The following is an 11,493-nucleotide window of genomic DNA, read 5'->3' as shown; positions in this document are numbered from 1 at the left end:
AGAACCTCCGGGTTGGAGTGGGCCTTCGACAAGCCACATCCCATTCGGAGGTTCTCGTTCGTTCAAGCAGGCGCGCTGCTACCAACCTGATGGCCGGGTACACCTAGGTGCTCACCCTCGAGGATGAGCACCTAGGCGCTGCTTAAGCAAAGTCAGGCGCAACGGGGGCGCCCGGACGGCGGCCCTGGGTTGTCGGCTCTCAGGTGGTGGCGGGCTCGACGAGGGCGTGCAGCCTCTCCTTGGCCGCGTGCTCGACGAGACCGGCGAGGAACTCGGGGTGGTGGCTGCCCGGTTCGAGCTCGGCCCGAGCGTCCTGGACGATCGCCTCGACGCGCTCGGCGGGGACGACGCCCTCGTAGCGGGCGGCGAGGTCGCGGGCGATGTGGGCGAAGACGTGGTCGAAGCTCTCGTGGCTGAGCATGGGTGTCGACCTCCAGTTGAATCGATCAAACGTTGCGGACCAGGCGCTGCTGGTGAACTCCAGGTTAACGCAACGCGACGCCGCGGTGCGCGGGTTGACCGAGCGCCACGCCGAGTGGTCGATGAGGCGCGACCGACGGGGTGAGCGTGAGCCCCCTTCGCTCTGGTCGCGGTCACGGACAGGGGACGCGGAAACAACCGCGCCCGGTGTCACGTGGCGGGTCTGACGCCGAGGTCGGTGAGGAGAGCCTCCACACGACCGCGGATCTCGTCGCGAATCGGGCGCACGGCCTCCACACCCAAGCCCGCCGGGTCACTCAACTGCCAGTCCTCGTACCGCTTCCCGGGGAAGATCGGGCACGCGTCGCCGCACCCCATCGTCACGACGACATCGCTGGACTGGACCGCCTCCGGGGTGAGGACCTTTGGTTCGGCGGAGGTGAGATCGATGCCGACCTCGGCCATCGCCTCCACGGCTGCGGGGTTGACCGAGGCGGCCGGTGCGGACCCGGCGGAGCGGACCTCGACGGCGTCACCGGCGAGCGCCTGCAGCCAGCCGGCAGCCATCTGCGAACGCCCGGCGTTGTGCACGCAGACGAAGAGGACGGAGGGGCGGGTGGTCATGACGAGCCTTCCGAGCGAAGGGGGTGAGTCTCTTCCGAGTGAAGGGGGCGGGCCGCGTGGTGCGGGAAGCGTCGACGAAGCGCGAGCGAGACGTAAACGAGGGCGACGAGGACGGGGACTTCGATGAGCGGCCCCACGACGCCAGCGAGCGCCTGGCCGGAGGTCACACCGAAGGTCGCGATGGCGACCGCGATCGCCAGCTCGAAATTGTTCCCAGCGGCGGTGAAGGCCAGCGTCGTGGTGCGCTCGTAACTCATCTCGAGTGCCCGGCCGAGGAGGTACCCGCCGCCCCACATGACGGCGAAGTAGATCAGGAGCGGGATCGCGATTCGCGCGACGTCGAGCGGTCGCGAGGTGATCTGGTCGCCCTGCAGCGCAAAGAGCACCACGATCGTGAAAAGCAACCCGATGAGGGCCCACGGCGAGATTCGGGGGAGGAAGACCTCTTCGTACCAACCGCCACCCTTGCGCCCTTCGCCGATCCGACGCGAGAGGTACCCCGCGAGAAGGGGGATGCCAAGGAAGATCAGGACACTCCCTGCGATCTGGGTAAACGAGACATCGAGTGCGGTTTGCTCGAGCCCGAGCCAGCCTGGAAGGACCTGGAGGTAGAACCAGCCGAGAGCGGCGAAGGCGAGGATCTGGAAGATCGAGTTGAGAGCGACAAGGACGGCCGCGGCCTCCCGGTCACCACAGGCGAGGTCGTTCCAGATGATCACCATCGCGATGCATCGCGCGAGGCCGACAATGATCAGGCCGGTCCGGTATTCCGGTAGGTCGGGCAGGAAGATCCAGGCCAGCGCGAACATCAGGGCCGGCCCGACGATCCAGTTGAGCAGGAGCGAACTAATGATCATCGGTCGGTCGCTCGTCACGGTTCCGAGCCGGTCGTAGCGCACCTTCGCAAGCGGCGGGTACATCATCACCAGCAGGCCGATCGCGATCGGGAGCGAGAGGCCCCCAACCTGGATTGCTTCGAGCGCCGCGTCGAGCCCGGGGATGGTCCGGCCCAGCAGGATGCCGACGACCATCGCGGCGCCGATCCAAACGGGCAGGTATCGGTCGAGGGTCGACAGGCGCTCGGCGACGGCTAGGTCTTCGGTGGCGGTCGACATCAGGCTCCTCGGTGTGGCGACGATGGGCAGATCGACCGGCGTCGATGCGTCAACCCTGACAGGCGGTATTGATGGATGTCAATATGGCCGAGGTATGCTCGGCGGCATGCCCGCCACTCGCTCTGAGCTCCCGCTCCTCGACACCGCTGTCGCGCGGTGCTGCAGTACCGAAGAGGGGGTTCCCCTCACCCGTGAGGATGCCGACGTCGTCGCCCGTCTGCTGAAGGCCGTCGCCGACCCGGTGCGCCTCCAGATCCTGAGCATCGTCCGGTGTTCCGAAGGGGGCGAGGTGTGCGCGTGCGACCTGCCGACCCCGCTCGGTCTCGCGCAGCCCACGGTGAGTCACCACTTGAGGATCCTCGTCGAGGCCGGGCTCTTGACCCGCGAGCGGCGTGGCTCGTGGGCGTGGTTCGCGCTGGTCCCTGAGCGGCTCGCGCTCGCCCGGCAGGCTCTGACCTCATGAGCGAACCTCGCTGGCCCACAGTCGTTTTCGACTTCGATGGGACGCTCGCCGACACGATCTCGATCATCATGGACGCCTTCCGGCATACGACGGCGACCGTGCTCGGGTGGGTCGAAGATGATGACGTGATTCGTGCCGGGATCGGCCGGACGCTCGCGGCCCGCATGCACGAAATCGATGCCGATCGAGCCGATGAATTGGAAGCCGTGTATGTCCCCTTCATGGCCACCGAGTTGCCCCGCCGAGTGACGGCCTACCTCGGGATGAGCGAGCTGGTCGCCGACCTGCGCGCCGCTGGCGTCCGCGTTGCGGTGGCGACGTCGCGCCGCCGCGCGCAGACCGCGGAGGCGCTCGCCACGCTCGGGCTCGACGGTGACATCGAGGTGCTGGTCGCGTTGGAGGACACCGAGATTCACAAGCCGCAGCCCGACCCCCTTCTCCTCGCGTGCGAGCGGCTGGGCGTCGATCCGGCCTCGGCTGTTTATGTCGGGGACGCCGTCGTCGATGTGCAGGCCGCTCAGGCCGCCCAGATGTCGGCGGTCGCGGTGACCTGGGGCGCCGGTCGCGACGACGACCTGGCGGCCGCCGAGCCCACCCGCCTGGTGCATGACCACCAGACCTTGCGCGAGGTGCTGCTCCCGTAGCTGCGAGGCCTTACAGTCGGGCCGTGCACGGCAACAAGTACACCCCCACGACGAACGCGGACATCCACGAACTCGGTAAGGCGGTGCTCGAATACTCCGAGCATCGACTCAAGCTCGATCCCGTCCCGCTCGATACCCCCCGGACCCTCGCCGAACTCACCGAGTCCGCGGGGCAGACCATCACGCCCGAGGGCATCGGGGGCCCGCGCGCGATGGACATCTTCACCGAAGTCCTCGCCCCGGCGTGCCTGTCGACCGACCACCCGCGCTTCCTCTCCTTCATCCCGTGCGCCCCCAGCGAAGCCGCCGCGATGTTTGACCTCGTCGTCGGCGCCTCCTCGATCTATGCCGGATCGTGGCTCGAGGGCTCCGGGGCGGTCTACGCGGAAAACCAGGCCCTGCGATGGGTCGCCGACCTCGTCGGCCTGCCCGAACGCGCCGGTGGCGTCTTCGTCCCCGGCGGCACGGTCGGCAACCTCTCGGCCCTGGTGACCGCGCGCTTCGAGGCCCGCGTGCTCGCGCCGGAAGGGGTGCGGCCGTGGCGGGTCGCAGCGACCGAGGGCGCCCACTCGTCGATCAAGTCCGCCTGCGATGTGATGGACGCGGAGTACGTCCCCGTCCCGGTCGACGAACAATGGCGCCTCACCGGCGAGAATCTGCGCGCCGTGATCGAGGAGAAGGGGCCCGAGACCTTCTTCGCCGTCGTCGCGACGAGCGGCACGACGAACTTCGGGATCATCGACGACCTGGCCTCGGTCGCCGAGGTCTGCGCCGAGTACGGCATCTGGTTCCACGTCGATGGGGCCTACGGCGGGGCCGGGCTCGCGGCGCCGACGGTGCGCGATCGCTTCGCGGGGATCGAGCGCTGCGACTCCTTCATCGTCGACCCGCACAAGTGGCTCTTCGCCCCCTTCGACTGCTGCGCCCTGCTCTACCGCGAGCCCGCGAAGGCGCGCGCCGCGCACACTCAGCGGGCCGGCTATCTCGACGTGCTGACCGACACCGATGAGTGGAACCCGACCGACTACTCGGTGGGCCTGACCCGGCGCGCGCGGGGGTTGCCGTTCTGGTTCTCCCTTGCGACCTACGGCACCGACAGGTACACCGCGGCGATCGAGCACACCCTTCAGGTGGCGCGGTTTGCGGCAGAGGAGATCAAGCGCCGCGACGAGCTCGAGCTGATCCGGGAGCCGGACTTGACCGTCATGGTGTTCCGGCGGATCGGGTGGTCGTCATCGGATTACTACGAGTGGTCCGACCGCCTGCTGGCGCAGGAGATCGCCTTCGTCGTCCCGACGACCCACGATGGTGAGACCTTCGCCCGGTTCGCGATCGTGAACCCGGAGACGAGCGTGGACGATATTCGCGACATCCTCGACACGATGCGCTGACCCCACCCCTCCCTTCACCCCCTGCTTTGGCAAATGCCCGGGCATTTGCGACGACAAGAGCCCGGGCATGTGCGAAGGACGGGGCGAAGGGGGCTGGTGTGACAGGTGGGACTCGCGCTGTCCAGCGGACACGCCGCGACGAATGACACGGTTGTCATTCACTTGGATATAGTGGCGATCGACCGCACCCGAGGAGAGGTACCCCGTGAGCAGCGTGACCCAGGCTGACCCATCACACGTGAGTGGGTTGAGCGAGCGCGACCGCGAGATCCTCGCCTTCGAGCGGCAATGGTGGAAGTACGCCGGCTCGAAGGAGCAGGCGATCAAGGAACTCTTCGAGATGAGCCCCACTCGCTACTACCAGGTGCTCAACGCCCTGCTCAATAGCGAAGAGGCGCTCGCCGAGGACCCGATGCTTGTCAAGCGGCTGCGCCGTATGCGCGATCAGCGTCAGCGCTCCCGCACCGCTCGCCGCCTGGGTGTCGACTCGACCCGCGCCGGCCGCGATGGCGCCGCCGTCCACCGCCTCGAACTGTAGTTTCTGAGGCGTTTCGCGCCCTCCGCAGGGCGGGCTGATCGCGCGAGGGTGGTTCGATACCGGTATGGAGCCGGTGCGCATCGTCCGAGCGGGGGCCGCTGACGCCTTGTTGGTCGCCGCGCTGGTGCTGCAAATGCAGCGGGCGAAGGGGGCCGACCCGGACCCAGACTTCTTGCAGCGCACGGGTGAGGCCTGGCAGGCGCGCCGCCGCGACCTGCCGACCTGGATCGCCGAGCGCCACGGTGAGCACGCCGGGTTCGTCCAACTCGCCGTCGTCCCCGACCCCCTCGGGCGCAGAACCCGCGGGTGGCTGTTCCCTCCCTTCGTCCGGCCCGATCACCGCGGGGATGGCGTGGGCCCGGCCCTGATCCACGCCGCCACCGATTGGGCGAAGGGGGCCGGGCTGCGACTCGTTATCGCCGAACCCGAGGCGCCCGATGAGGCGACCTACGCCCAGCGCGGCTTCACGATCATCGAGCCGGGCCTCGCCCTTCGCCGGTTCGGTTGAGCTCACGTCCGGTCGTAGGACCCGCCGTGGCCACGGCGGCGCTGACCCGGGGCGAGCGAGCGTTTGCACTCTCCCCTCCTGAGTGCCAATAATGGCGTTAGCACTCTCGCTATGAGAGTGACAATCCTGGCCGGTCCGGTGAGGGTCGTACGCGTCACGGGGGACATGAACCGCGGCGCTCGGCTCGTCCGTCGCGGGCGCCGCTCGGCCGCACACCTTCGATTCGCGTGGAGGAACCACCCGAATGGCTAAGCTCATCGCTTTTGACGAGGAGGCCCGGCGCGGTCTCGAGCGCGGGATGAACACCCTCGCCGACGCCGTCAAGGTCACCCTCGGTCCCAAGGGCCGCAATGTCGTGCTGGAGAAGAAGTGGGGCGCCCCCACCATCACCAACGACGGCGTGTCCATCGCTAAGGAAATCGAGCTCGACGACCCCTACGAGAAGATCGGGGCCGAGCTCGTTAAGGAAGTTGCCAAGAAGACCGACGACGTCGCCGGTGACGGCACGACGACGGCCACCGTGCTCGCCCAGGCGCTGGTCCGCGAGGGCCTGCGCAATGTCGCGGCCGGCGCCAACCCGATGGCCCTGAAGCGCGGCATCGAGAAGGCCACCGCGGCCGTCTCCGACCAGCTGCTCTCGATGGCCAAGGAGATCGAGACCAAGGAGCAGATCGCTGCCACGGCCTCCATCTCCGCTGCTGACCCCGAGATCGGCGCCAAGATCGCCGAGGCGATGGACAAGGTCGGCAAGGAAGGCGTCATCACCGTCGAGGAGTCCAACACCTTCGGCCTCGAGCTCGAGCTCACCGAGGGCATGCGCTTCGACAAGGGCTACATCTCCGGGTACTTCGTCACCGACACCGAGCGGATGGAAGCCGTCCTCGAGGACCCCTACATCCTCGTCGCGAACTCCAAGATCGGCTCGATCAAGGACCTGCTTCCGCTCCTGGAGAAGGTCATGCAGTCCGGCAAGCCGCTGCTGATCATCGCCGAGGACGTCGAGGGCGAGGCCTTGTCCACCCTCGTGGTCAACAAGATCCGTGGCACCTTCAAGTCCGTCGCCGTTAAGGCTCCGGGCTTCGGTGACCGCCGCAAGGCCATGCTCGCCGACATCGCCATCCTGACCGGTGGCCAGGTCATCTCCGAAGAGGTCGGCCTGAAGCTCGAGACCACCGAGCTCGACCTGCTCGGCAAGGCCCGCAAGGTCGTCGTCACCAAGGACGAGACCACGATCGTCGAAGGGGCCGGCGACGCCGACCAGATCGCCGGTCGCGTGGCTCAGATCAAGGCCGAGATCGAGAACTCCGACAGCGACTACGACCGCGAGAAGCTCCAGGAGCGCCTCGCCAAGCTCGCCGGCGGCGTCGCCGTCATCAAGGCGGGCGCGGCCACCGAGGTCGAGCTGAAGGAGCGCAAGCACCGCATCGAAGACGCCGTGCGCAACGCCAAGGCCGCCGTCGAAGAGGGCATCGTCGCCGGTGGTGGCGTCGCTCTCCTCCAGGCCACCAAGGCCGCCTTCGAGGGCCTCGCCCTCGACGGTGACGAGGCGACCGGCGCCAACATCGTGCGCGTCGCTGCCGAGGCTCCGCTGAAGCGGATCGCCGTCAACGCCGGCCTCGAGGGCGGCGTCGTCGCGGAGAAGGTCGCGCACCTGCCCGCCGGTGAGGGCCTCAACGCCGCCACCGGTGAGTACGTCGACATGATCCAGGCCGGCATCATCGACCCGGCCAAGGTCACCCGCAGCGCGCTGCAGAACGCCGCCTCCATCGCGGCGCTCTTCCTCACCACCGAGGCCGTTGTCGCGGACAAGCCCGAGAAGGCTGCCCCCGCGATGCCCGGTGGCGACGAGATGGGCGGCATGGGCTTCTAAGGAGTCCCCCGCACATCGCATCGCGATCACGCCACGAAGGGCGGTTCTCCCCGTTGAGGGGGCGGACCGCCCTTCGCGCACCCCGCCCCCTTCCTCCCGACTTTGCTTAAGCACGTCCTCGTTGCCGACCCTCCAGGCTGAGCATCAAGGACGTGCTTAAGCAAAGTGAGGAAGGGGGAGGGGGTTGGGGTCACAATGGCGGGGTGACTGTCGCTGCTGACCGCCTCGCTCTTGGACCCCTGCTGCGCTTCGTCGGGCACCACGAGGCGACGATCTGGGTGCAGACCACCGAGCCGGCGTGGGTGGAGGTCGAGCTCGACGATCGCGTGGTCGGCGCCCCGACCTTCATCGTCGAAGACCACCATTACGCCCTCGTCGTGATCACCGACCTCGAACCCGGGACGCAGTACCCCTACCGCCTCCGCTTGGACGGTGAGGTGGTCTGGCCCGCGCCGGATTCCCCCTTCCCGCCGTCCACGATCCGCACCTTGACGAGCGAGACACCGACGCGCCTTGCCTTCGGCTCCTGCCGCACCAGCGTCCCGCACGACGCCGAGCACCACGCGAGCCACGGGGTCGACGCGATGAGGGCCTATGCCCTGGCCCTGGCGAAGGGGGAGCAGGAGTGGCCGGACGCCGTCGCCTTCCTCGGCGACCAGGTCTACGCCGATGAGACGAGTGAGGCGATGCGTGAGTTCATCGCGTCGCGGCGGGACATCACGAAGGGGCCGAAGGAGGAACTCGCCGATTTCGCCGAGTACTCCCACCTGTACCACCTCGCGTGGAGCGATCCGGCGAACCGGTGGCTGCTCGCGAACCTCCCGAGCGCGATGATCTTCGACGACCACGATGTCCGCGACGACTGGAACACCTCCTACGAGTGGCACCAGGAAATCAACGCCCTGCCCTGGTGGCACGAACGCCTCATCGGGGCCCTCACGAGCTATTGGGTCTACCAACACATCGGCAACCTCGCGCCCGAGGAACTCGCCGAAGACCCCTACTGGGCCCTCGTGGCGAAGGGGGAGTCACCGGGCCAGGTCGACCTCACCCAGCCGCTGCGCTCCCTCGCCGAACGCGTCGATCGCGAACCGGAGAGTTACCGCTGGAGCTATACCCGCGACCTCGGGGACACCCGGCTGATCGTCGTCGACTCCCGCGCCGCTCGCGTGCTCGAACCGGACCACCGCGACATGCTCGACCCGGGCGAGATGGACTGGTTCCGTGAGCAGATGCGCGGCGATGTCGACCACCTCTTCATCGGGACCTCTTTGCCCTTCTTGCTCGCGCCGGGGCTGCACGATTTCGAGGCGATCGATGAGGAACTCGCGTCGCCGGAGCGCTCGGCGCCGGTCCGCTGGACGGCCGAACACCTCCGCCAGGTGATCGACCTCGAGCACTGGGCGGCCTTCCAGACCGGATTCGCCGAGGTCTTCGAAGAGGTCATGGCCGTCGCGCGCGGCGAGCGCGGCAAGCCGCCCGCCACCATTACGTTCCTCTCGGGCGATGTGCACCACTCGTACGTCGCGGAGGTCACCGATGCCGACCAATACGGCGCGCGCTCTCGGATCGTCCAAGCGGTCTGTTCGCCGATCCGCAACCCCATGCCGCGAGCGGTCCGCGTCGTCATGTCCCTCTTCGCCCGCGCGCTCGTGCGCCCCATGCGCTGGGCGTCGGATCGCGCCAAGGGGGTCGATCCGCCCCGCTACCCCTGGACGGTGACCCACGGGCCGTGGTTCGACAACAACATCGCGGTCGCGCAGGTGAAGGGCGAGCGCCTCACCGTGACCTGGCACGCCGGGGAGGTCGTCGATGGGGACGATGCGCATCCGGCGTTGGTGCAGGTCGCCGAGGCGACCGTCGGGTAACGCCCCGGCAGAGCGGAACTGGTGACGCCCTCCGGGCGCGGGCGGTCTACGATCAGCGCTCGTGACCCCTTCGTCGGTCGCGGCCGAACCCGCACCCCCTTCGCCCGAGCGCACCAACCACAAGGGAAGAGGTGGCACCTGGGCCCTGGCCCTCGGAGCGATCGGAGTCGTCTTCGGCGATATTGGGACGAGCCCGCTCTACGCGCTCCAGACCGTCTTTTCGATCAACCACAACACGGTCGACCCGACGCCGCAGGATGTCTACGGGGTGATCTCCCTCGTCTTCTGGTCGATCACCCTGGTGGTCACGGTCAAGTACGTGCTCTTCATCTTGCGCGCCGATAACGATGGCGAAGGGGGTGTCCTCTCGCTCGCGCACCTCACCCGCCAGCACCTGCGACGCGGCTCGAAGCGCTACACCCTCGTGATGATGCTCGGCGTGATCGGGGCGTCCCTCTTCTACGGCGACTCCCTCATCACCCCGGCGATCTCGGTCCTGTCCGCCGTCGAAGGGTTGAAGGTCGCGAACCCGGCACTCGGAGACCTCGTCCTCCCGATCGGGATGACGATCGTGGTCGCCCTCTTCGTGCTGCAGCGCTTCGGGACCGCGGCGGTGGGGCGGTTCTTCGGCCCGATCATGATCACCTGGTTCGTGGTCCTTGCCGCGCTCGGCATCCCGCACATCCTCGCCGAGCCCGCGGTCATCGGCGCGCTCTCCCCGCACCACGCCGTCCTCTTCGCCGTGGACCGCCCCTTCGTCGCCTTCGTCGCGATGGGCGCCGTCGTCCTGGTGATCACCGGGGCCGAGGCGCTTTACGCGGACATGGGCCATTTCGGTCGCGCCCCGATCCGGCGGGCGTGGTTCCTGCTGGTCTTCCCGTGCCTCACCCTCAACTACCTGGGGCAGGGTCAGTTGATCCTCGCCGATCCGGAGATGTCGACGAGCCCCTTCTTCCACCTGGCTCCCGAGTCGATGCGGATCCCGCTCGTCGTCCTGGCGACGCTCGCGACCGTGATTGCGAGCCAGGCGGTGATCAGCGGAGCCTTCTCGGTGTCCCGGCAGGCGGAGCGCCTCGGCTACCTCCCGCGCCTCACCGTGCGCTACACCTCCGATCATGGTGGCCAGATCTATGTCCCGGTGGTGAACTGGCTCCTCTTCGGCGGCGTCCTGCTCCTCATGGTGACCTTCCGCGAATCCGAGCGGCTCGCGACTGCCTACGGACTCGCCGTCACCGCGACCTTGCTCCTCACCACCGCGCTCTTCGCGGTCTACGCCGACACCGCCTTGAAGTGGTCGCCCGCGCGCGTCGGTGCCTTCGTCCTCGTCTTCGGCTCGATCGAAGCCGTCTTCTTCGCCGCGAACCTCACCAAGATCACCCACGGTGGGTGGCTACCGCTCACGATCGCGGCGATCATCGGCACGGTCATGCTCACCTGGTGGCGTGGGCGCGCCCTCGTCACGGCGCGCCGCTCGAAGCTCGAAGGCCCCCTTCGCCCCCTGCTCAACACGATCGCCTCGAAGGGGGTCACGACCGTCCCCGGCACGGCCGTCTTCCTCCACGGCAATCCCGCCACGGCGCCGCTCGCGCTCCGCGACAACGTCTCCTTCAACCACGTCGCGCACGAGCAGATCCTGATCGTGACAACCCTCTCCCGCAACGTGCCCCACGTCGGGCCGGAGGATCGGGTGATGATCGGGGCCCGACGGCACAAGGGGGTGGCGATCACCCATCTCACCTTGAACTTCGGCTTCCAAGACAGCCAGGACGTGCCCTCCGCGTTGGCCCTCGCCCACGAGCGCGGCGTCAACGTCGACCCCGACACCGCGTTCTACTTCCTCTCCCGGATCACACTCCACCGCAGCGACCGACCCGGGATGAGCCAGTGGCGCAAGCGGATTTTCGTCGCGCTCGCCCATAACGCGGCGAGCCCGACCGAGTACTTCCACCTCCCGATCGACCGCACGGTCTTGATGGGGACGCAGGTGCGCTTCTAGGGCGAGAAGGGGGGATAACCCCCGGCGTTCCTCGGAGGTGGGCGGGACTGCCGCGG

Annotated in this window: 11 protein-coding genes; 8 read left to right on the top strand and 3 right to left on the bottom strand. The window is 68.1% G+C overall.

Annotated features, from left to right (window positions below; all coding sequences use genetic code 11):
* Window positions 1-199: 199 nt before the first annotated feature.
* From AB8K43_RS12775 to arsB, 3 genes are all read right to left on the bottom strand, one after another.
* On the bottom strand, window positions 200-421 hold the full coding sequence (locus AB8K43_RS12775) for a three-helix bundle dimerization domain-containing protein (protein ID WP_370894592.1): 222 nt from the start codon (window positions 419-421) through the stop codon (window positions 200-202).
* Window positions 422-630: 209 nt separating this feature from the next.
* On the bottom strand, window positions 631-1,044 hold the full coding sequence (locus tag AB8K43_RS12770) for an arsenate reductase ArsC (RefSeq protein WP_370894591.1): 414 nt from the start codon (window positions 1,042-1,044) through the stop codon (window positions 631-633).
* On the bottom strand, window positions 1,041-2,159 hold the full coding sequence (arsB, locus tag AB8K43_RS12765; RefSeq protein WP_370894590.1) for an ACR3 family arsenite efflux transporter: 1,119 nt from the start codon (window positions 2,157-2,159) through the stop codon (window positions 1,041-1,043). Before arsB ends, AB8K43_RS12770 begins: the two co-directional genes overlap by 4 nt.
* Window positions 2,160-2,265: 106 nt before the next feature.
* On the opposite strand from arsB, the gene AB8K43_RS12760 reads away from it, so the two are divergent.
* From AB8K43_RS12760 to AB8K43_RS12725, 8 genes are all read left to right on the top strand, one after another.
* Window positions 2,266-2,622: a metalloregulator ArsR/SmtB family transcription factor gene (locus tag AB8K43_RS12760; protein WP_370894589.1), complete on the top strand. Its 357-nt coding sequence runs from the start codon at window positions 2,266-2,268 to the stop codon at window positions 2,620-2,622.
* On the top strand, window positions 2,619-3,266 hold the full coding sequence (locus AB8K43_RS12755; RefSeq protein WP_370894588.1) for an HAD family hydrolase: 648 nt from the start codon (window positions 2,619-2,621) through the stop codon (window positions 3,264-3,266). The genes AB8K43_RS12760 and AB8K43_RS12755 overlap by 4 nt, the downstream gene beginning before the upstream one ends.
* A 23-nt stretch (window positions 3,267-3,289) precedes the next feature.
* Complete coding sequence (locus AB8K43_RS12750) at window positions 3,290-4,657, top strand: aspartate aminotransferase family protein (RefSeq protein ID WP_370894587.1); 1,368 nt, start codon at window positions 3,290-3,292, stop codon at window positions 4,655-4,657.
* Between the two features lie 214 nt (window positions 4,658-4,871).
* Window positions 4,872-5,195 carry a DUF3263 domain-containing protein gene (locus tag AB8K43_RS12745; RefSeq protein ID WP_370894595.1) on the top strand — a complete coding sequence of 108 codons (324 nt, stop codon included), beginning with the start codon at window positions 4,872-4,874 and terminating at the stop codon, window positions 5,193-5,195.
* 64 nt (window positions 5,196-5,259) lie between these two features.
* Window positions 5,260-5,703: a GNAT family N-acetyltransferase gene (locus tag AB8K43_RS12740; RefSeq protein WP_370894586.1), complete on the top strand. Its 444-nt coding sequence runs from the start codon at window positions 5,260-5,262 to the stop codon at window positions 5,701-5,703.
* Between the two features lie 244 nt (window positions 5,704-5,947).
* On the top strand, window positions 5,948-7,573 hold the full coding sequence (gene groL / locus AB8K43_RS12735) for a chaperonin GroEL (RefSeq protein WP_370894585.1): 1,626 nt from the start codon (window positions 5,948-5,950) through the stop codon (window positions 7,571-7,573).
* A 203-nt stretch (window positions 7,574-7,776) separates the two neighbouring features.
* Complete coding sequence (locus AB8K43_RS12730) at window positions 7,777-9,441, top strand: alkaline phosphatase D family protein (protein WP_370894584.1); 1,665 nt, start codon at window positions 7,777-7,779, stop codon at window positions 9,439-9,441.
* Window positions 9,442-9,502: 61 nt separating this feature from the next.
* Window positions 9,503-11,437, top strand: a complete 1,935-nt coding sequence (locus AB8K43_RS12725; RefSeq protein ID WP_370894583.1) for a potassium transporter Kup — start codon at window positions 9,503-9,505, stop codon at window positions 11,435-11,437.
* Window positions 11,438-11,493: the final 56 nt, after the last annotated feature.

The organism is Janibacter sp. GXQ6167 (assembly GCF_041365945.1).
Classification (GTDB): domain Bacteria; phylum Actinomycetota; class Actinomycetes; order Actinomycetales; family Dermatophilaceae; genus JBGFSK01.
The sequence above is the reverse complement of the archived record's forward strand: the minus strand, read 5'-3'. Positions and strand labels throughout refer to the sequence as shown.

Excerpts from the sequence above, each read along its gene's own strand:
- AB8K43_RS12775 (WP_370894592.1), bottom strand. The coding sequence starts at position 421 with ATGCTCAGCCACGAGAGCTTCGACCACGTCTTCGCCCACATCGCCCGC.
- AB8K43_RS12770 (WP_370894591.1), bottom strand. The coding sequence starts at position 1,044 with ATGACCACCCGCCCCTCCGTCCTCTTCGTCTGCGTGCACAACGCCGGG.
- arsB (WP_370894590.1), bottom strand. The coding sequence starts at position 2,159 with ATGTCGACCGCCACCGAAGACCTAGCCGTCGCCGAGCGCCTGTCGACC.
- AB8K43_RS12760 (WP_370894589.1), top strand. The coding sequence starts at position 2,266 with ATGCCCGCCACTCGCTCTGAGCTCCCGCTCCTCGACACCGCTGTCGCG.
- AB8K43_RS12755 (WP_370894588.1), top strand. The coding sequence starts at position 2,619 with ATGAGCGAACCTCGCTGGCCCACAGTCGTTTTCGACTTCGATGGGACG.
- AB8K43_RS12740 (WP_370894586.1), top strand. The coding sequence starts at position 5,260 with ATGGAGCCGGTGCGCATCGTCCGAGCGGGGGCCGCTGACGCCTTGTTG.
- groL (WP_370894585.1), top strand. The coding sequence starts at position 5,948 with ATGGCTAAGCTCATCGCTTTTGACGAGGAGGCCCGGCGCGGTCTCGAG.